This window comes from Salinifilum aidingensis, from assembly GCF_054782015.1.
This window is the reverse complement of sequence record NZ_BAAGTH010000003.1, coordinates 230,270-249,933: the sequence shown is the minus strand read 5'-3', so window position 1 is coordinate 249,933 and position 19,664 is coordinate 230,270. Positions and strand designations below refer to the sequence as shown.

At 71.5% G+C, this 19,664-nt stretch carries 16 protein-coding genes; 9 read left to right on the top strand and 7 right to left on the bottom strand.

What is annotated here, in order from left to right; genetic code table 11:
• Positions 1–279 precede the first annotated feature (279 nt).
• Positions 280–1,866 carry an alkaline phosphatase D family protein gene (locus ACYVJE_RS06195; protein WP_461143677.1) on the bottom strand — a complete coding sequence of 529 codons (1,587 nt, stop codon included), beginning with the start codon at positions 1,864–1,866 and terminating at the stop codon, positions 280–282.
• 415 nt (positions 1,867–2,281) lie between these two features.
• Here ACYVJE_RS06195 and ACYVJE_RS06190 point away from each other — a divergent pair, with 415 nt between their 5' ends.
• Complete coding sequence (locus ACYVJE_RS06190) at positions 2,282–2,743, top strand: YbaK/EbsC family protein (protein WP_461143676.1); 462 nt, start codon at positions 2,282–2,284, stop codon at positions 2,741–2,743.
• A 375-nt stretch (positions 2,744–3,118) separates the two neighbouring features.
• Here the strand turns inward: ACYVJE_RS06190 and ACYVJE_RS06185 are convergent, their stop codons facing one another.
• The 4 genes from ACYVJE_RS06185 to glf all read right to left on the bottom strand — a co-directional run bounded on the left by ACYVJE_RS06185 (position 3,119) and on the right by glf (position 8,049).
• On the bottom strand, positions 3,119–4,075 hold the full coding sequence (locus ACYVJE_RS06185; RefSeq protein ID WP_461143790.1) for a decaprenyl-phosphate phosphoribosyltransferase: 957 nt from the start codon (positions 4,073–4,075) through the stop codon (positions 3,119–3,121).
• Positions 4,076–4,271: 196 nt separating this feature from the next.
• On the bottom strand, positions 4,272–4,739 hold the full coding sequence (locus ACYVJE_RS06180) for a phosphatase PAP2 family protein (protein ID WP_461143675.1): 468 nt from the start codon (positions 4,737–4,739) through the stop codon (positions 4,272–4,274).
• Between the two features lie 162 nt (positions 4,740–4,901).
• Complete coding sequence (locus tag ACYVJE_RS06175) at positions 4,902–6,797, bottom strand: glycosyltransferase (RefSeq protein WP_459160121.1); 1,896 nt, start codon at positions 6,795–6,797, stop codon at positions 4,902–4,904.
• A 64-nt stretch (positions 6,798–6,861) separates the two neighbouring features.
• Positions 6,862–8,049, bottom strand: coding sequence for a UDP-galactopyranose mutase (gene glf / locus ACYVJE_RS06170; RefSeq protein WP_459157872.1), 1,188 nt, complete (start codon positions 8,047–8,049; stop codon positions 6,862–6,864).
• 436 nt (positions 8,050–8,485) lie between these two features.
• Between glf and ACYVJE_RS06165 the strand changes: the two genes are divergently transcribed.
• The 4 genes from ACYVJE_RS06165 (at position 8,486) to ACYVJE_RS06150 (ending at position 14,188) form a co-directional block, all read left to right on the top strand.
• The gene (locus ACYVJE_RS06165; protein WP_461143674.1) at positions 8,486–9,838 is read left to right on the top strand and encodes a glycosyltransferase 87 family protein; all 1,353 of its coding nucleotides are present in this window, start codon (positions 8,486–8,488) and stop codon (positions 9,836–9,838) included.
• 472 nt (positions 9,839–10,310) lie between these two features.
• On the top strand, positions 10,311–11,573 hold the full coding sequence (locus tag ACYVJE_RS06160; protein ID WP_461143673.1) for an MFS transporter: 1,263 nt from the start codon (positions 10,311–10,313) through the stop codon (positions 11,571–11,573).
• Positions 11,570–12,433, top strand: coding sequence for a sugar phosphate isomerase/epimerase family protein (locus ACYVJE_RS06155; protein ID WP_461143672.1), 864 nt, complete (start codon positions 11,570–11,572; stop codon positions 12,431–12,433). The genes ACYVJE_RS06160 and ACYVJE_RS06155 overlap by 4 nt, the downstream gene beginning before the upstream one ends.
• 876 nt (positions 12,434–13,309) lie before the next feature.
• Complete coding sequence (locus ACYVJE_RS06150; protein WP_461143671.1) at positions 13,310–14,188, top strand: LLM class flavin-dependent oxidoreductase; 879 nt, start codon at positions 13,310–13,312, stop codon at positions 14,186–14,188.
• A gap of 66 nt (positions 14,189–14,254) precedes the next feature.
• On the opposite strand, the gene serS is transcribed toward ACYVJE_RS06150, so the two are convergent.
• Positions 14,255–15,520: a serine--tRNA ligase gene (gene serS / locus ACYVJE_RS06145; RefSeq protein WP_461143670.1), complete on the bottom strand. Its 1,266-nt coding sequence runs from the start codon at positions 15,518–15,520 to the stop codon at positions 14,255–14,257.
• Between the two features lie 133 nt (positions 15,521–15,653).
• Between serS and ACYVJE_RS06140 the strand changes: the two genes are divergently transcribed.
• Both ACYVJE_RS06140 and ACYVJE_RS06135 read left to right on the top strand, forming a co-directional pair.
• Positions 15,654–16,655, top strand: a complete 1,002-nt coding sequence (locus ACYVJE_RS06140; protein WP_459157866.1) for a septum formation family protein — start codon at positions 15,654–15,656, stop codon at positions 16,653–16,655.
• Between the two features lie 78 nt (positions 16,656–16,733).
• Positions 16,734–17,084: a metallopeptidase family protein gene (locus ACYVJE_RS06135; protein ID WP_461143669.1), complete on the top strand. Its 351-nt coding sequence runs from the start codon at positions 16,734–16,736 to the stop codon at positions 17,082–17,084.
• Between the two features lie 16 nt (positions 17,085–17,100).
• Here the strand turns inward: ACYVJE_RS06135 and pheA are convergent, their stop codons facing one another.
• Entirely contained in the window at positions 17,101–18,036 is a 936-nt protein-coding gene (gene pheA / locus ACYVJE_RS06130) for a prephenate dehydratase (protein WP_461143668.1), read from the bottom strand.
• Positions 18,037–18,302: 266 nt separating this feature from the next.
• Between pheA and ACYVJE_RS06125 the strand changes: the two genes are divergently transcribed.
• Entirely contained in the window at positions 18,303–18,923 is a 621-nt protein-coding gene (locus tag ACYVJE_RS06125; protein WP_459157863.1) for a macro domain-containing protein, read from the top strand.
• A gap of 67 nt (positions 18,924–18,990) precedes the next feature.
• Positions 18,991–19,581, top strand: coding sequence for a DoxX family protein (locus ACYVJE_RS06120; protein WP_461143667.1), 591 nt, complete (start codon positions 18,991–18,993; stop codon positions 19,579–19,581).
• The last annotated feature ends 83 nt before the right edge of the window (positions 19,582–19,664 follow it).

The following is a 19,664-nucleotide window of genomic DNA, read 5'->3' as shown; positions in this document are numbered from 1 at the left end:
GAACCTGCGGCGGGCCCGATTGCGATGAGGCCCCTTCAGCGCTGGCGCACCGAAACGAGAAGACGGGGTTCACGCTGGTCAGCGCGCCAACTGCGGTAGCCACCGCTCCACGTGGAACAGGCCGCCGATCCGGTTGCTGATGGACGATTCGGTCGGTGCCGACCCGACCGACCTGAGGCCGACCACTCCCGTGGGAGGCGGTGTGCCGCCGCCGCCCACCGCCGGAGGGTCCGGTGCGGTGCGCGGGAGGCGCCGCGCACCGCCGCGGGACCTGCCCGCTCAGGCCTCGTTCAGCCCCGGCGTGCCGTCGGAGATGACGAACGAGGCGTGCGTTTCCACGTCCGCGCCCCGCTCCGTCACGTACGGCACGATCCGGTAGTCGGCGCGGATCTCCTCGGCGCTGATGCGGGTGCGCACGTACCCGCGCTGGTTGTTGTACATCTGCACGTGCGGGTTCTCCCGCAGGTAGCCCTTCTCCTCGTCGGTCAGCTCGTCCGAACCGTCACCACCGCTGGTGATCGACGTGGTGACCAGCTCGCTGCCGACGGTGCGGGAGCGCTCGGCGTCCGGGATGTTGTTCGCCCAGTTGGCGTGCACGTCGCCGGTGAGCACCACCGGGTTGCGCACCTGCGCCTGCTGCCACCCCTGCTTCACGCGCTTCCGCGAGCCGACGTAGCCGTCCCAGCCGTCCGGGTTGTAACCCTCGTCCGACCCGTTGACGTAGTCGATCTCCGAGAACATGACCTGCTGGCCGAGGAGGTCCCAGCGCGCCTGCGACTGGCGGAAGCCCTGCAGCAGCCAGCGCTCCTGCTCCGCACCGGTGATGCTGCGCTCCGGGTCGTGGCGCTTCGGGTCGTCGGTGCCGAACTCGTCGCCGCCGACCTGGTCGTCGCGGTACTGGCGCGTGTCGAGCATGTGCAGCGTGGCCAACCCGCCCCAGTGGATCCGCCGGTACAGCCGCATGTCGATGCCGGAGGGCACGGAGCGGCGGCGCAGCGGCATGTTCTCGTAGTAGGCGCGGAACGCGGCCTTGCGCCGCTCGAGGAAGGCCGGTCCGGGCTTGCCGGGTTCCTCGGGGATCTCGTCGGCCCAGTTGTTCTCCAGCTCGTGGTCGTCCCACACGACCACCCACGGGGCGGCGGCGTGCGCGAACTGCAGGTCCTGGTCCGCCTTGTACTGGGCGTGCCGCTGGCGGTAGTTGGCCAGCGTCTTCGTCTCCGGGCCGACGTGCTCGCGCGGGTTGCCGCCCGGGATCTCGTAGTCGCCCGCCTTGTACTCGTACTGGTAGTCGCCGAGGTGCAGCACCAGGTCCGGCTCCTCCTCGCCCAGGTGCCGGTAGGCGGTGAAGTAGCCGTGCTCGTACTGCGCGCAGGAGGCGAACGCCATGGTCAGCGGGCTCATCGCGCCGGGCAGCGGGGCGGTGCGGGCGCGGCCGGTGCGCGACAGCGATCCGAGCGCGCGGAACCGGTAGAAGTACTCGCGGTCCGGCCGCAGGTCGGAGAGCTCCACGTGAACGCTGTGCCCCATCTCGGGAGCGGCTTCGGTGCGCCCGCGGCGGATCACGCGGGTGAACCGCTCGTCCTCGGCGAGCTCCCACTGCACCGGGATGGTCTTGTCGGGCATGCCGCCCGTGCCGTCCTCGGCGAGGGGTTCGACGGCCAGCCGGGTCCACAGCACGAACCCGTCCGGCGCCGGGTCGCCGGAGGCGACCCCGAGGGTGAACACGTCCCCGCGGCGGGGGGAACCGGCTCCCGGGGTGGACGCGGCGGCAGTCCCGGACAGGGCGATGACACCGGCGGTCGCCGTACCGCCGATGAGCACACCGCGGCGGGTCACCGCGGAAGACGGCGTGGTGGGGTGGGACACGTCAACCTCCCAAATCGGTTCGGGCCGCGAATCACTCTCGCGGGGACCTGTGAAGATCCACCGGCGTGCACGTGAGCACAAGATGAACACGCCGAAGAAGTCTTTTCGGGCATCATCGCCACTCGTGCGGCGGATCCCGGCTCGTCCGGTGCGCGGAGAGTAGGAGGCGAGACGGCCTGTCGCGGCGTCCTGCCGCGCGGACCTCCGGTGCGGGCGCGCTCTCCCGGCCCCGGAACTGGGGTCTTCGGGTGCTGGGGTCTTCGGGTGCTGGGGTCTTCGGGTGCTGGGGTCTCCGGGGCGGGTTGCGCGGAAGGCGGGAAGGGCGCGCGGGAGGATGGGCCCGCGGGGCGGGGCGTGCGGGGCAACCGCACCGCGCCCGGCCCGCGTGCCGGAGACCGGAGCGGAGGAGGACCGCATGGGCGAACTACCGGAACGCAGTCGACTGGTGGCGAAGGCCCTCGCAGCGGCAGGTGTCGGCGGCGAGGTCCGCGAGATGCCGGATTCGACGCGCACGGCCGCGGACGCGGCGGACGCGCTCGGCGCGATCGCGAACAGCCTGGTCTTCGGCACCGAGCGCGGTCCGGTGCTCGTGCTCGCCAGCGGTGCGCACCGGGTGGACACGTCCGTCGTGGCCGAGCGCATGGGGTGGGCCCCGCTGCAGCGGGCCGCACCGGAGCAGGTGCGGGCCGCGACCGGGCAGGCGATCGGCGGTGTGGCCCCGCTCGGCCATCCGGAACCGCTGCCCACCGCGATCGACGCGAGCCTGGCCGAACACCCCGTGGTGTGGGCCGCAGCGGGCACGCCGCGCACCGTGTTCCCCACGAGCTACGAGGAGCTGCTGCGGATCACCGCGGGCACCGGCGTGGCCGTGCGCTGAGTGGTCGCGGGCCCGGCCGCGTGCCGACTCGGCGGTCCCCGCCGCGGAGTCAGCACCCACCCGGTCACCACCCGCCCCAGTCTGGACTCATTCCAGATTATTCAATTTTCATGAAAATTGGAAGCCATCCCCACGCGAATGGAGCACAAACCATCCACAGGGGGGCGAGTTGTCCACAGGTGGGGGTGCCGGGGTTGCGCAGCGACTCCGCGCATGGCAGGCCCCGGCGCGCATGGCAGGCCCCGCGGTGCGCAGAGCTGGCTCCCCAGTCGCATGATCGTGCGCATGACAACGCCCCCGCCGCGGGGGCGGGGGCGTTGGGCCTCCGGGGTCGGTGCCCGGCCGTGCGCCGGGCGGACGTCGCGCGGGAAGCGGCTACAGGTAGAACGCCAGGAACAGGCACCCGGCGAGCATGACGCCGAGGACCATGAGGACCTTGTCCTTGAGCACCACTTCCTCGGGCTCGCCGGCCACGCCCTTGTCGATGTCCACCGCGTACCGCAGGATCGCGATCACCATCGGGATGATCGCCAACGTGCCCCAGCGGGACTGCTCGTACTCGCCGATGTCGTAGGCCCACAGCGCGAACGACATGATCGAGATGGCAGCCGAGATGGCCCAGACGAACCGCAGGTAGGACGGCGAGTACGCCTTCAGCGACTTGCGGATCTTGGCGCCGGTCTCGGTGGCGAGCTTCACCTCGGCGTAGCGCTTGCCCGCCACCATGAACAGCGATCCGAACGAGACGACCAGGTAGAACCAGGACGTGATCGCCAGGCCGGCCGCGGCACCGCCCGCCAGCGAGCGCAGCAGGAAGCCCGAGGCCACGATGCACAGGTCGATCACCGGCTGGTGCTTCAGCCCGAAGCAGTACCCCAGCTGCACCGCGATGTAGACGGCCATCACCGCCAGCAGCATCGGGTGTGTGACCGCGGAGATGACCAGCGAACCGACCAGCAGCAGCGCGCACACCGCGTAGGCCACGGGCACCGGGATGAGCCCGGCGGCGATGGGCCGGTTGCGCTTCGTCGGGTGCGCGCGGTCGGACTCGACGTCGATCGCGTCGTTGACGAAGTAGATGCCGGAGGCCGCCATCGAGAAGGTGATGAACGCGACCACCGCGTCCAGCAGCACCGGCACGTTGAGGATCTGGCCCGCCGCGAAGGGGGCGGCCAGCACCAGGACGTTCTTGACCCACTGCTTCGGCCGGAGCTCCTTGACCAGTCCGCTGGCCAGGCCGGAAAGGGTTCCCGCCTTGGCGGTGACCTTCGCGTGGTACTCGTCCGAGGCCTTCGGGTCTTCGGTGGCCGTGCTCTCGGCACCGTTGAGCACCTCGTCGCCGAACTCGGCGCCGATGCTGCCTTCCCCGTCGGTTTCGAGTTCTTCCTGCGCTTCCGCGTCCGCCGCGGTGCGCTCCGCGCCGTCCGACCCGTCATGCCCGGATGCGGTCGCGTCCTGCTCCACATCCGCGGACGAGGACGCGCCGGCGTCCACGTCCGGGCTGACAGCCGCGGCGCTCTCCTTCTTGTCAGCCACGGTTCCTCCGCCGTTTCACGAATCGCCGAAAGCCCCACGCCACGGCGCCGCCGAGCGCGGAACCGGCGAGCACGTCGCTGGGGTAGTGCACCCCCAGAACCACGCGACTGACCAGCATCGGCGGCACCAGCACCGGGGTCAGTCGCCGACCCGTCAGCCCACCGTAGAGCACCGCAGCTGCGGTGGTGGACGTCGCGTGGGAGGACGGGAAGCTCAACCTGCTGGGTGTTCCCACCAGTACGCGCACCTCGGGATCGGTGGGCCGCTGCCGCCGCACCACGCGCTTCACCGCGATCGAGGCGGCGTGCGCTGCGGCCACACCCGCGGACGCGGCGACCCACTCGCCGCGGTGCTCGCGGTCGACCAGGGCGCCGAGCGCGCCCGCGGCCAACCACCCGGCGGCGTGCTCGCCGAACAGCGACATGGTCTGCGCGGTCTTCACCACCGGGGGTGTGGCCATGACACCTTGCACACGTCGCAGGGCGACGGTCTCGTACGTGACCCTGCTCGCGTCCGGCTCGCCGCCGGACGCCTCCTCGCCTGTGGCCGGCTGCTCAGCCGGCACGCTCACATCAGCAGCCACATCTTCTCCGGGGATCGGGGTTTGCGGCGCGGCAGCGGACTACCGCTGTTCGAAGACCTGCTTCCACGACTCGGGGCTGGTCAGGTCGGGCAGCGCCGCCCGGTACCGCTCCCGCAGGCCGGACCACGACTGGCCCAGCTTGCGGTACAGCGCCAGCGCCCGGGTCCCCAACCTACGGAACTCGGCGGGGTCGCGGCGGCGGAACGCCACGCCGCTGCCGTCGGCTGTGGACACGGTGGCGCTGTCGAGGTTGCCGAGGAGGAACCAGCGCGCGCTCGCGGCCGGGACGTTCAGCTGCGGACGCTGCTCCGCCTCGTCGTCCGGTTCGGTCAGGTTGTGCAGCAGCGCCCTGGCGGCGCGCTTGGCCATCGCCGGCGTGCCCACGGGCGGGTTGAGCAGGCCTTCGGCCATGATCGGGTCGGCCGTCGGCGGCGGGACCTCGCGCGCGGAGGACAGCGTCGTGGCGTCGTCGTAGCCCTCGCGCAGCGCGCGCACCTCCGGCAGCGCCGTGCGCAGGCTGTCGAACAGCCCCTCGGGACCGGCCATGAAGTCCTCGACGGCCTTGAGCTGCACCGCGACCGTGGAGTACTCCATCGACAGCAGGTGCCGCAGGGTGAGCTTGAGCTGCTGCTTGACGATGCTGTGCTTGACGTCGTCCGGGCTGTGCAGCGCCGCGAGGATCAACCGGTTGCGCACGTGGAAGTACGCGGTCCAGTCGGTGGCGTCGTTCTTGTCGGTCCACGGCATGTGCCAGATCGCCGCGCCCGGCAGCGTCACCGTCGGGTAGCCGTGACCCGCCGCGCGCAGCGAGTACTCCGAGTCGTCGTGCTTGAGGAACAGCGGCAGCGGCAGCCCCGTGTTCTCGACGACCTCCCGCGGGAACAGGCACATCCACCAGCCGTTGTAGGTGGCGTGCACGCGCTGGTGCAGCTTCGGCGACTTGCGCAGCGGTTTCTTGGCGAAGTCGTGGTCGGTGGCCGCACCGGGCGCGGCGCGCCACATCGCGGCGCCCAGGTCGACGACCTCGCCCATCGTGTGCAGTCGCGAGCGCGCCTGCAGGTTGAGCATCTGACCGCCGACGATGAGCGGCTGCGCGGCGGCGCGGGAGAACGCGTTGACCCGCAGCACGCTGTCCGGTTCCAGCGCGATGTCGTCGTCGAGCAGCAGCACCTGCGCGGCGCTGGAGTTGTGCACCCCCTCGTACATGATCCGGCCGAACCCGCCGGAGCCGCCGAGGTTGGGCTGCTCGATCACGCGCAGGCGGTCGCCGAGCACGGCGGCGGCCTCGTCGAAGCCCTCGGTGTCGCGGATGCGCTGCTGCCCCTGGTCGGCCACGACCACGGTGTCGACGAGGTTCATGACCTCGGCGTCCTCGCCCAGCGCGCGGAGGGTGAGCACGCAGTCCTGCGGGCGCATCGTGGTGGTGCCGACGACGACGTCCTGCCGGGGCAGCTCGGTGTCGGTGGTCCAGGCGGCCTGGTCGACCTCCAGCTCGGCGTCCTCGGTGGACACGTCGAACCAGATCCAGCCGCCGTCCTCGAACGGCGTGAGCGCGACCCGGAACTCCAGCGCGCTGGTCTCCTCACCGGAGGAGATCGGCGTGCCCTGCAGGTGCACGCTGTCACCGTTGGGCTTGGAGCGGTACAGGTCGAGGCGGCCGGTGCCCCGCACCCGCAGGCGCAGCACGACCTCGTCGACCGTGGTCCACCGCTTCCAGTAGCTGGCGGGGAAGGCGTTGAAGTACGAGGCGAACGACAGCGAGGCGTGCTCGGCGACCCGCAGGCCCCGGCGCGAGGTGATCGTCGCCGCACGCCCCTGCCCGGCGGGTTCGTCGAGGTAGAGCACCCGCACGTCCAGCGGGTCCTCGCGCCGGGGCAGGACCACGCGCTGCAGCACCTGCTCGGGGCGCACGTCGCTCGTCCCCACCGAGCTCATCGAGGTCACGTCGCTGAGCTTGCTCTCACCCGCGGTCGCGGAGCGCGGAGTCCGGTCGGTCACGTCAGTCCTCCAGGGAGCCGTCCAGCGAACGGCCCTCGGTGAAATACGGGGCGATCTTGTTGTCGAACATGCTCAGCGCCGAACCGATCGCCATGTGCATGTCGAGGTACTTGTAGGTCCCCAGCCGACCACCGAAGATAACCTTGCGCTCCTTGGCCTCGCGCTTGGCCAGTTCCCGGTACGCGGTGAGCTTGGCGCGGTCCTCGGCGGTGTTGATCGGGTAGTAGGGCTCGTCGCCGCTCTCGGCCGCGCGGGAGTATTCGCGGACGATCACGGTTTTGTCGTCCGGGTAGTAGTCCCGCTCCGGGTGAAAATGCCGGAATTCATGAATCCGGGTGTGCGGGACGTCCTCGTCCGCGTAGTTCAGCACGGGCGTGCCCTGGAAGTCGCCGGTGCCGACGACCTCGGTGACGAAGTCCAGCGTGCGCCACCCGAGCTCGCCCTCGCGGTAGTCGAAGTAGCGGTCGAGCGGGCCCGTGTAGACGACCGGGACCTGCGGCAGCTGGTCCCGCACCGCGAAGTAGTCCGTGCCCAGCACGACGTCGATGTTCGGGTGCTCGGCCATGCGCTGCAGCCAGGCGGTGTAGCCGTCGACCGGCAGGCCCTCGTAGGTGTCGCTGAAGTAGCGGTTGTTGAACGTGTACCGAACCGGCAGCCGCGTGATGATCGACGCGGGCAGCTCCTTCGGGTCCGTCTGCCACTGCTTGGCCGTGTACCCGCGGACGAACGCCTCGTACAGCGGCCGCCCCACCAGGGAGATCGCCTTCTCCTCGAGGTTCTGCGCGTCCGCGGTGTCGATCTCCGAGGCCTGCTCGGCCACCAGGGCGCGCGCCTCGTCCGGGCTGAACGCCCTGCCGAAGAACTGGCACAGCAGCCCCAGGTTCATCGGGAAGGAGTAGATCTGGTCCTGGTACTTGGTGAACACCCGGTGCTGGTAGTCCGTGAAATCGGTGAACTGGTTCACGTACTCCCACACCCGCCGGTTCGACGTGTGGAACAGGTGCGCGCCGTAGCGGTGCACCTCGATCCCCGTTTCCGGTTCGGGCTCGGAGTACGCGTTCCCCCCGATGTGTTCCCGGCGGTCCAGCACCAGCACGCGTTGGTCCAACTGGCTGGCGGCGCGTTCAGCGATCGTCAGTCCGAAGAATCCGGATCCCACAACGATCAGGTCATAGCCTGCGAAGCTCACACACGCGAGGGTAGCGGGCTCGCGCGGGGCGCCCGAAACCGCGGTGCGCCGAACCACGCAGCGCTCTGCACGCCGTGTCAGCAGCGCCTCCTCCGCCGAGGGCGGACGGCTTTCCGAATCACCGCACCGGGTGTCGATTCCGGCACGATATGCATTCGATTCCCGGATGAAATCCGAGCTCGGCGATCTCGATCGTCCGACCCCGCCGGCGTGTCGGGTTTCGCTATGATCCCACGGTGCCGCGCCCGAGGATCCACCGCGGAGGAAAACGGTAATTCGAACACTTTTCGCGCGGATGGGCCGGACCCGGACGGTCCGAGCCGAACGGGACGCGCCCGGGGCGGGCACGACCACGGCCGACCCGGCCAGGAACCGGCGCGGCCGGGACAGGCACGACCCAGGACAGGGACGCAGGGACAGGGACGCAGGCGGACAGATGGCGACGAGCGGCACGAACCCCGGCACCGCGCGCACCCCGGCTCGGCGGTCCAGCAGCGCGGGACCCGCCCGCGACTGGCGCCCGCTGCTGATCGTGGCGATCGTGCTCGAGATCTTCGCCGTGTGGCTCGTGCACTGGATCGACACCCGCGGCTACGTCGACACGCAGGTCTACCAGCTCGGCGGCCGCGCCTGGCTCAGCGGTTTCGACCTCTACGGCGACCTCACCCCGGAGAGCCCGGACTCCAGCACGCTGCCGTTCATCTACCCGCCGTTCGCCGCGCTGCTGTTCGCCCCGCTGAGCCTGGTGCCGACGAGCGCGGCCGTGCTGGTGGTCTCGCTCACCTCGCACCTGTCGATCCTGGTGACCGCCTACGCGCTGGCGCGCCGCTCGCCGTACTTCGCCGCCCGGGCACCGTTCGTCGCCGCGGGCGCGGCGGCGCTCATGCCGTGGCTGACGCTGATCGAACCCGCGCGCGAGACGCTGAACTACGGGCAGATCAACCTGCTGCTCATGGCGCTGGTCGCGGCCGACTGCCTGCTGGGGCGCACCCGCTGGCCGCGCGGACTGCTCGTCGGCCTGGCCGGGGCGATCAAGCTGACCCCGCTGGGCTTCCTGCTGTTCTTCCTCCTGCGCCGGGACCACCGCGCGCTCGGCACCGCGCTGGCCACGTTCAGCGGCACCGTCCTGCTCGGCGTGCTCGCCGCGCCGCGCGACTCGGCCACCTGGTGGCTGGAGCAGATGTTCGACACCGGCGGTTCGATGGGCTCGGTCTACGCCGGCAACCTGTCGCTGCGCAGCCTCATCGCCAAGCAGGACATCTCCGGGGCCGGCCTGAACCTGCTGTGGATCGCCGGGGCCATCGCCCTGGTCGGCATCGCGGTGTGGGCGATGCGCTACGCCCAGCAGCAGGCCAACACCGCGCTGATGCTCGCGTTCAACGCGGTGCTCGTCGTGCTCGTCTCCCCCATCTCCTGGTCGCACCACTGGGTCTGGGCCGGACCGACCCTGGCGCTGCTGCTGACCATGGCCGTGCGGCACCGCTGGTACGGGATCCTCGCCGCGGTGCTGCTGGCAGGGGCGACCGTGCTGTACGGGCCGCAGTGGCACCTGCCCTACACCGAGAACCGGGAACTCGACTGGACACCGCTGCAGCAGGTCATCGGCAACGCCTACACGCTCTGGGGCATCGCGCTGCTCATCGGCGGTGCGGTGGCGTACTGGCGCTGGACCGCACCCGCCGAGGACGCCGCCGGAACGCGCGGGAGCCCCGCCGCGCGGAACGGCGCTGCGGCCGCGCGCTCCGGGCCCGCCGCGCGGAACGGCTCGGCGGCCGCGCGCAGCAGATGAGCAGCGCCCGCGACGCTCACGAGCGTGCGGTGCGGCACCTGCCGTTCCAGCCCCGACACGTCGGTGCGCCCGGCGCGAGTCCGCAACCCCGTCGGAGCGGGCGCGCTCCGGTGCTTGACCCGACGTCGCCGCGTTGGCATGGTGATCCACAACACCGGCGGACGACGAGGGGAGCGAGGATGCGCCGTCACGGCACGACATCGCCGCTCGCCCGCGTCCGCCGCAGCGCGCCGCTGCCGCAGGATCCGAGCCTGCTCGGCCGCGTGAACCGCGCGCACCCGTTCTGCCGCATCCGCACCGGCCCATCCGCCTGAGGCCTCCGGCCCAGGCGAGTGTGTCCGCGGCGCCCGCGCGCCACCGATTCCACCGCTCCTCTCCGCCGGGAGGCCACCCCGCGGCGTGATCCCGGCGAGCACGCGTGCCCGGCCGATCCGCGCCGCCGCCGTGCCCGCCGCGTCCGAGGAGACCAACCGTGCCGCTCACGTCGCTGCACCACCGCATCGGAATTCCGTTCTCCCTGCGCTGGGGATTCGTTGGCCTGTTCGTGTTCATGGTCGGCGACGGCGTGGAGACCGGGTACCTGTCGAAGTTCCTGCACGAGCAGCAGGGGTTCCCGGAGAACCAGGTGGCCCTGGTCTTCACCATCTACGGGGTCACGGCCGCCGTGTCGTACTGGCTGTCCGCAGCGCTCTCGGACATCTGGGGCCCGCGCCGCGTCATGTACGCCGGAGCGGCGATCTGGGTGGTGTTCCACGTCCTGTTCGTCGCCGGCGGCATCATGGCGCACAACTACCCGGTCCTGCTGCTCAGCTACGCCGTCCGCGGGTTCGGCTACCCGCTCTTCGCCTACGCGTTCCTGGTGTGGATCACGTCGAGCACCGCCGCGCCACGCCTCGGCACGGCGGTGGGCTGGTTCTGGTTCGCCTACAGCGCCGGGTTCGCCGCGCTGGGGCCGCAGTTGGCGAACCTGTCCATCCCGCTGCTCGGCGAGTTGAACACGCTGTGGCTGAGCCTCGGGGTGATCGCGGTCGGCGCGCTGCTCATGCTGCTCGTCCGCGACCCGTACGGCGACCGCCCCACCGGCCACGCCGATGAACACCCGCTGCGCAGCCTGCTGTCCAGCATCACCGTGCTGTGGCACCGGCCGCCGCTGTTCGCCGGGCTGGTCGTGCGGATGATCAACAGCATCCCGCAGTACGGCTTCATCGTGTTCATGCCGATCTTCTACACCCGGCAGCTGGGGTTCGAGCTGTCGCAGTGGCTGACGGTCTCCTCGGCGATGTTCATCAGCAACATCTTCTTCAACCTGGTCAGCGGCGCGCTCGGCGACCGGCTCGGGTTCGCCGTCGTGGTCCGTTGGATGGGCGGGGTGGGCTGCGCCGCGACCGTGCTGCTCTTCCACCACGTCCCAGCTGCCACGCACAGCTACGCGCTCGCGCTGGTGACCTCCGTGCTTTTCGGCGCCACGCTCGCCGGATTCGTGCCCATGTCCGCGCTGATGCCGACGATGGCTCCCGACCGGCGCGGTGCGGCGATGGCCGCGTTGAACCTCGGCGCCGGACTGGCCACGGCGGTCGGCCCGGCCATCGTCGGCGTGGTGCTGCCGCTGTTCGGCGCCGCCGGGGTCATGTGGGTGTTCGCCGTGCTGTACCTGCTCGCAGCCGCGCTGACCTTCGTGCTGCGCATCCCCGCACCCGCCGCGGAAACCCGGCAACAGGAAGGAGTTCTGGAATGAACCCGATCGGCATCCACGCGGGAGTTTGGATCGGCGACTGGAGCCCCGAACGGACGCGGTTCGCGATGCGGCGCACGGCCGAAGCCGGCTACGACCTCATCGAGCTCAGCGCCAGCGACGTCACCGCGATCGACCCGGCGCTCGTGCGCGAGCAGCTCGTCGAGCACGGCCTGCGCGCCGCCGCGTCGCTCGGGCTGAGCTTCGACGCCGACGTCAACAGCGAGGACACCGCCGTGGTCCGGCGCGGGCAGGACAAGCTCGCCACGGCCCTCGACCTCGTGACGGACATCGGTGCGCACCACCTCGTCGGCGCGCTGTACTCCGCGCTCGGCAAGTACCCCGGTCAGCCCACGCGGGCGGCTCGGGCGAACGCCGTCGCCGCGATCCGCGAACTGGCCGCGCACGCGGAGCAGCGCGGTGTGCTGCTCGGCCTGGAGATCGTCAACCGGTACGAATCGAACCTGCTGAACACCACGCGGCAGGCGTTGGAGTTCCTCGACGACGTGGGCGCGGACAACGTGACCGCGCACCTGGACACGTATCACATGAACATCGAGGAACCGGACTTCACGCGTCCCGTCCGCGAGGCCGGTGACCGGCTGGGGTACGTGCACGTCGGGGAGAGCCACCGCGGCTACCTCGGCTCGGGCACGGTCGACTTCCGCCGGTTCTTCCAGTCCCTCGCCGACGCGGGCTACGCGGGTCCGATCACGTTCGAGAGCTTCTCCTCCGCGGTGGTCGACCCCGTCCTGTCGGACACCTTGGCGGTCTGGCGCAACCTCTGGGACGACAACGTCGACCTGGCCCGCCACGCGCACCGGTTCATCACCGATGAACTGCACGCGGCTCGGCAGCGGTGACCGCCGCCTGCGGAGCCCGGTCGGTGCCCTCCACCGATCGGGCTCACCCGAGTGCGCACTCGGCAGAACCACAACCGATGCCCGGCCGGTGTTCCCCGGGCGTGCTCCAAGCCTGGTCGAGGTGCATGAAGCAACCGGACGACCTGGTGGCCTCTCGCGCGCAGCGCTTCCAAGGGCGGTAGCGGGGTGCTCCGAGAACCACACGGCTGCGCGCTCCGGCTGCACCGGCTCCGACCCGGGTACGCGGCGCTGTGAGCGTCGGCCAGGACTCGACCCCCGCCCGCGGCCTGCCTGGAACAGCCGTGGAGGGAGCGCACGTCCGGGAGTTGCGCTGATCCTGTTAATCGAACCTTGGCGGTAGTAGATTGACAGCGGCCTCCGATCCGAGCGGTCGGGGGCCGTTTCACGCCCGTCCCAGCGCACGCCCGCACCAGCGGGCTCGCGCGGGAACGAGCACCCGCGCGAAGGTTGCATCCACTGTGGACGCACAGGGGCCAGGCCGGACCCACGTGGACAGATCAGAGCTCCCCGGTCGCCAGGCCTCCGGTCGCCAACCCCGTCGCCCTGATTCCCGAGATCCGGAACGCGGAGGGTCGCGCCCTGCCCCTCGCGCTGGCGACGCTCCCGCAGCTCTCGGGTGACGTCCTCCAGGCGGAATCGAGCCCGCCCCCAACCGTCACCGTCGCCAGTGTGATCCACCCGTCCCGCACCCGCGCGCTCGGGCGCGAACGCGCGGGCAGCACCCGTTCGGGCGCGTGCGGGACGCGTCCGCGCGGAGCACCGCCACCACTCCATCCGGTCGCCGGGCGCACCGCGTCCGCCACGCGCGGGCAGATCGGGTCGATACCGGGGGATCCGGACCGATACGGTCACGGTGTGCGCATCGGGATCGTGATTCTGCCGGAACATCGGTGGTGGGCGGCCGAACCGCTGTGGCGGATGGCCGAGGAGTACGGCTTCGCCCACGCCTGGACCTACGACCACATCGGCTGGCGGTCCCTTGTGGACAAGCCGTGGTTCGACGCGGTGCCGACGCTCACCGCCGCGGCGACCGCGACGTCCACGATCCGCCTGGGCACGCTGGTCACCTCGCCGAACTTCCGCCACCCGGTGCACTACGCCCGCGAAGTCACCGCGCTCGACGACGTCTCCGACGGCAGGCTCATCACCGGCCTCGGCGCCGGCGGCCCCGGTTTCGACGAGAGCGTCCTCGGTGCCGAGGAGCTCACCCCCGGGCAGCGCGCCGACCGGTTCGGCGAGTTCCTCGCACTGCTCGACCGCATCCTGCGGCAGGACACCACCGACTACTCCGGCGAGTACTACACCGCCGCGGGAGCGCGCCGCAGCCCCGGCTGCGTGCAGCAGCCGCGCGCACCGTTCCTCGTCGCCGCCAACGGACCGCGGACGATGCGCCTGGCCGCCCGCTACGGCGACGCGTGGCTGACCAACGGCATCCGCGACGCCGCCGACGACGAGAGCTGGTGGCGCTCCATCGCCGAGAAGTCGCTGCAGTTCGACGACGCGCTCGCCTTCGAGGACCGCGACGGGCCGCTGCCCCGCTACCTGTCCGTCGACGCCGCGCCCACGTACTCGATGTCCAGCATCGAGCACTTCCGCGACGTGGTCGGCCGCGCCAGCGAGCTCGGCTTCACCGACGTGATCACCCACTGGCCGCGCTCCGACGAGGGCCCGTACGCCGGGTCGGAGGCGATCGTCGAGCAGATCGCCTCCGAGGTGCTGCCCGAGCTGAATTGACGGAAAACGGCTCCGCCGCTTGCCTGACGGGCCGGTGCGGCCAAAACCTCGCCGCCTCGGCCCGCATCACTCGGCCGGTTCGAGCACCTCGCGGCCGCCGAGGAACGGGCGCAGCGCCTCCGGCACCCGCACGGAGCCGTCCGACTGCTGGTGGTTCTCCAGGACGGCCACGATCCAGCGGGTCGTGGCCAGCGTCCCGTTCAACGTCGCGGCGGTGCGCGGCTTGCCGTCCGCGTCCCGGTGCCGCGTGTTCAACCGCCGCGCCTGGAACGTCGTGCAGTTCGACGTGGAGGTCATCTCCCGGTAGGTGCCCTGGCTGGGCACCCACGCCTCGCAGTCGAACTTGCGGGCCGCGCTGGCCCCCAGGTCGCCGGCCGCCGTGTCGATCACCCGGTACGGCAGCTCGAGCTTGCCCAGCATCTCCTCCTCCCAGGCCAGCAGCCGCTCGTGCTCGGCGCGCGAGTCCTCCTCGGCGCAGTAGACGAACATCTCGAGCTTGTTGAACTGGTGCACGCGGATGATGCCGCGGGTGTCCTTGCCGTACGAACCCGCCTCGCGGCGGAAGCACGTCGACCAGCCGGCGTAGCGCAGCGGGCCGCGGGAGAGGTCCACGATCTCGCCGGAGTGGTACCCGGCCAGCGGCACCTCCGAGGTGCCCACGAGGTACAGGTCGTCCTCGGCCAGGTGGTAGATCTCGTCGGAGTGGGCGCCGAGGAAACCGGTGCCGTCCATGACCTCCGGCCGCACCAGCACCGGCGGCACGACCAGGGTGAACCCGGACGCGGTGGCCTGGGCGGCGGCCATGTTCAGCAGCGCCATCTCCAGCTGCGCGCCGACGCCGGTGAGGAAGTAGAACCGGGCGCCGGAGACCTTCGCGCCGCGCTCCACGTCGAGCGCGCCGAGATCCGTGCCCAGCTGCAGGTGGTCGCGCACCGCGAAGTCGAACTCGCGCGGCTCGCCGACGTGCCGCAGCACGGCGTAGTCGTCCTCCCCGCCGTGCGGCACCTCGGGTTCGACGAGGTTCGACAGCTGCCGCTGCAGGCGCTGCAACTCCTGCTCGGCCTCGTCCTGCCCGACCTCGGCCTGCTTCACCCGCGCGGCCAGCTCCTTGGCCTGCGCGAGCAGGGTCTCGCGCTGCTCGCCGCTGGCCCCGCCGACCTGCTTGCCGAGCTGCTTCTGCTCCGCGCGCAGGTCGTCGGCACTGGACACGGCGGACCTGCGACGCTCGTCGGCGGACAGCAGCGCGTCCACCAGGTCGGGGTCCTCCCCCCGGGCGCGCTGGGACACGCGCACGGCTTCCGGGTCCTCGCGTAGCGTCTTCAGGTCGATCACAGCTGGTCAGCCTAGCGTCAGCGGCGGTGCTCGACCGCGCGGGGGTTGCGGCGCGCCGCCCACCCGCGCGGTCGCGGTGCGGGATCGGCACGGTGCGGGCGCACTTCCGGCGGACACGGCATGATAGACGGCGATGGCCGAAACCGACTCCCCCCGATCGCAGCAGCGGCGCAGCCGCAACACGCGGCTGATCATGGTGTCCGCAGCGATCGGCGCCCTGCTGATCCTGCTCATCTCCACCCTGCTGAACTGGCCGACCGGTGAGGACGAGGGCTCCGGCGGCGGCCCGGGCGGGATCGGTGCGGCCCCCACGCCGCAGGAGTTCAACGCCCCGCGCGGCGCGTGCCTGAACTGGACCCAGGTCAACGCCTCCGACCTGGAACAGGTGCGCTGCGACCAGCCGCACCTGTTCGAGATCACCGGCAAGGCCGACATCGGCGGCGACTTCCCCCCGAACGCGCCCTACCCGAGCACCGAGCAGTGGCAGCAGCTCAAGCAGCAGCGCTGCGCCGAGGTCTCCACCGCGTACCTGCAGGGCGCGTTCGACCCGGACGGGCGGTTGGCGGTCGGCGCGTTCACCCCCAGCGAGGAGGGGTGGGGCAACGGCGACCGGACCCTGCACTGCGGGCTGCAGCAGCCCGGGCCCTCCGGGGAGCTGTACCGGATGAGCGAGCGGGCGGCCGACATGGACCAGTCCAACGTCTACGACGTGGGCCGCTGCCTGGGGATCAACGGCACGGCCGTGTGGGACCCGGTCGACTGCTCCCGCCCGCACGCCGCGGAGATCACCGGAACGGTGAACCTGGGCGACGAGTTCTCCGGCGAGTACCCGCCCGCGGAGGAGCAGGACAACTACCTCGCCACCCGCTGCCGGGAGATCACCGCGGAGTACGCCGGCGGTCCGCAAGTGGTCGAGGACAAGGGCCTGGTGACGTACTGGGACACGCTGTCCGAGGAGAGCTGGGCCGCCGGTTCGCGCCTGGTCAACTGCAAGGTGAGCGCCCAGCTGCCGGACGGCAGCGGACTGGCGCCGGTCACCGGCGGCGTGCGCGGCGAGGTCAGCATCGGCGACGAGCCGGCGCCGAAGAAGACCGGCCAGGCGCGGCCCGGTGCCCCGGCCGAAGGGCAGCGGTGATCCCCCCTTCGAGAAGCCGGTGGCCCCGCGCCCGCCGCGTCCTTTTCGCGCGGAACCCCGCTCGGGTACAACGGCGGCATGCCCGTGGAGATGCCCCGCGCCCGGTTCGAGGAGCTCGTCTCGGACGCGCTCGACCGCGTCCCGGAGGAGTTCGCCTCCGCGATGAGCAACGTGGTGGTGCTCGTCGAGGAGCACGACCCCGAGGACCCCTCGCTGCTCGGGCTATACGAGGGCGTCGCGCTGACCGAGCGCGATCACACCTACGCGGGCGTGCTGCCGGACACGATCACGATCTACCGGGAACCGCTGCTGGACATGTGCGACAGCGAGGAGCACCTCGTCCAGGAGATCGCGGTGACCGTGGTGCACGAGATCGCGCACCACTTCGGCATCGACGACGCCAGGCTGCACGCGCTCGGCTGGGGGTGAGCGGCGGTCGAGCGCCTCACGCCCGGCGGCCGGCGCGCACCTCCTCGAGCCACTGGCGGGACTGGCGGAAGGCCTGCTCCGAGTCGGCCGGCCGCACGCTCGTCGGTTCCCGGTCGGCCCGCGGGTAGGAGCCGAGGAAGCGGACCTCGCTGCAGCGGCGGCGCAGCGCGGTCAGCACGTCGCCGATGCGCGCGTCGGCGACGTGCCCGTCGAAGTCGAGGAAGAACCGGTACTCGCCGAGCCGGTCCTTGGTGGGGCGCGACTCGATGCGGCTGAGGTTGATGCCGCGCAGCGCGAACTCGGCGAGCATCTCGGCGAGCGAGCCGACCTCGTCGCCGATCACGGCCGCCACCGAGGTGCGGTCGGCCCCCGTGGGCTCCGGGAGCGAACCGGGCCGCCGCACGAGCAGGAACCGCGTGAGCGCGTCCTGGACGTCGGCGACGCCCTCGGCCAGCCGCTCGACGCCGGAGTAGTGCTGCGCGGCCAGCGGGGCGGAGATCGCCGCGTCCACCTCGCCGGCCTGGACCGAGGCGGCCGCGGCTGCCGTCGACGCCGCCGGGCGCACTTCGGCGTCGGGCAGGTTCTCGCCCAACCACCCGCGCACCTGGGCGAGCGCGTGCGGGTGGCTCGCCACGGACCGCACGGTGCCCAGCTCGAGCCCGGGGCGTGCGAGCACGTCGAACCGCACCGGCAGCGTGACCTCCGCGACGGAGACCACCGGCTCCCCGGTGACCAGCGAGTCCAGCGTCGCCGGAACGGCGCCTTCCACCGAGTTCTCCACCGGCACGCCCGCTGCGGAAACCTCGCCCGCGCGCACCGCCCGCAGCGCCAGCGGCACGGTCTCGTAGGGCACGAGCTCCGTGTCGAATCCGGTGGGGAACCGCTCGGTCATCGCGTGCACGGCTTGTTCGCTGAACGTGGCCCACGGCCCGAGAAACCCGATCTGTGGCACGAGCCCACCCCAATCGCCGTCCGGTTCCGTCCGAGCGTCACCGTACGCAACCGGTGGGACCGGCCGACGCGCCCCGACGCAGCCGACCACTCCGGCGCGGCTCGCCCGACCTGATTACACGCGGCGAGCAAAGTCGATCAACAACTGGGAGGATTCGGAAGATGCAGGAGGCAATATCACCCGAATGCGCTTCGGTTCTCGATCAGCGCCACGTTGGGACATCGCGGTGTGACCTACTCAATCCCACGGTCGAGAATGTTCCTGCGATGCTGTGGGGCGTGACTGCGCACGCGGAGCATTCACCGGAAGGAGCGGAACCGCATCAGCTGCGGCTGGTGCTGTGCGCGTTGGACGACGACCTCGCCGCGGCCTGGCAGGAGGTCGCCGAAGGTCGGCCGGGGGTGCACGTGCACCCCGGGTCGGTGCTGGACGTGCCGGCGGACGCGGCCGTGAGCCCGGCGAACTCGTACGGCTGGATGCGCGGCGGCGTCGACGAGCGCTACGCCCGCGCGTTCCCGGGCATCGAGGAGCAGGTCCGCAGCGCGGTGCTCGCCTACCACGGCGGTGAGCTCCCGATCGGCGAGGCGCTGCTCGTCCCCACCGGATCGCGCACCCCCATCTGGCTGATCAGCGCGCCGACGGTGCGGGACCCCGCGGAACGCCTCCCGGAGGACACGGTCCACCCGTACCTCGCCGCGCGGGCCGTGCTCCGGCTGTGGGCCGAGGGCGTGCTCGAGGACGGCGAACCGGTCCGCAACGTCGTGCGGTCGATCGCCATGCCCGGCCTCGGCACCGGCGTCGCCGGTCTCGACCCGCGGCTGTGCGCGCGGCAGGTCGCCGCGGCGTGGGACGAGGCGTTCGCCCCCGCGGACCACCCGCAGCGTTGAACGAGCGCGAGCGGCGGCTTATCAGTACGGTCAGGAGCAGGGACGATCACTGCGAGGAGGCCCACTCATGCTCATGCGCCGTTTGGCTCGTCCGCTGCTCGCGAGCATCTTCATCTACGGCGGGATCCAGGAACTGCGCAACGTTTCCGCCCACGCCCCGGCCGCGTCGCACCTGCTGCAGCAGACCGCCGGCCAGATCGACGAAACGCTGCCCGACCAGGTGCCCACCGACGCCGAAACGCTGGCCCGCATCGACGGATCGGTGAAGGTCGGCGCGGGCGCGCTGCTGGCCCTGGGCAAGTTCCCCCGGCTGTCCTCGCTGCTGCTGGCGGCGAACATCGTGCCGACGACGCTGGCCGCGCACGCCTTCTGGGAGCACGCGGACGCGGAGCAGCGCGGCGCGCAGACCATCCACTTCCTGAAGAACCTCGGCGTGCTCGGCGGCCTGCTCGCCAGCGCCGCGGAGACGGGCGGCAGGACCAAGCACGACCGGTGCCCCCGCAAGGCCCAGCAGAAGGCCAAGGCGCAGCACGCGGTGGTGCACACCCCCAAGGCCCAGCAGGCGGCGCACGCCCCCAAGGGCGGCAGGGGCGGCAAGGCGGGCCGGTGCGCCAAACCCGGCAAGAAGGCGGCCAAGGCGGCGAAGGCCAAGCGCTGAGCCGCGTCCCCGTTCGACCGCCGGCGACTCCGCACCTCGGGGCGGGTGCTCGGCGGCGGTCCACCGCGTCGTAGCGTGTTGAC

What these genes read in the sequence shown, in the direction of transcription:
- ACYVJE_RS06190 (WP_461143676.1), top strand. Translation starts at nt 2,282, where the DNA reads ATGGGCGAACTACCGGAACGCAGTCGACTGGTGGCGAAGGCCCTCGCA.
- ACYVJE_RS06125 (WP_459157863.1), top strand. Translation starts at nt 18,303, where the DNA reads ATGCTGTGGGGCGTGACTGCGCACGCGGAGCATTCACCGGAAGGAGCG.
- ACYVJE_RS06135 (WP_461143669.1), top strand. Translation starts at nt 16,734, where the DNA reads ATGCCCGTGGAGATGCCCCGCGCCCGGTTCGAGGAGCTCGTCTCGGAC.
- ACYVJE_RS06175 (WP_459160121.1), bottom strand. Translation starts at nt 6,797, where the DNA reads ATGAGCTCGGTGGGGACGAGCGACGTGCGCCCCGAGCAGGTGCTGCAG.
- ACYVJE_RS06180 (WP_461143675.1), bottom strand. Translation starts at nt 4,739, where the DNA reads ATGGCCACACCCCCGGTGGTGAAGACCGCGCAGACCATGTCGCTGTTC.
- ACYVJE_RS06140 (WP_459157866.1), top strand. Translation starts at nt 15,654, where the DNA reads ATGGCCGAAACCGACTCCCCCCGATCGCAGCAGCGGCGCAGCCGCAAC.
- ACYVJE_RS06165 (WP_461143674.1), top strand. Translation starts at nt 8,486, where the DNA reads ATGGCGACGAGCGGCACGAACCCCGGCACCGCGCGCACCCCGGCTCGG.
- ACYVJE_RS06120 (WP_461143667.1), top strand. Translation starts at nt 18,991, where the DNA reads ATGCTCATGCGCCGTTTGGCTCGTCCGCTGCTCGCGAGCATCTTCATC.
- ACYVJE_RS06155 (WP_461143672.1), top strand. Translation starts at nt 11,570, where the DNA reads ATGAACCCGATCGGCATCCACGCGGGAGTTTGGATCGGCGACTGGAGC.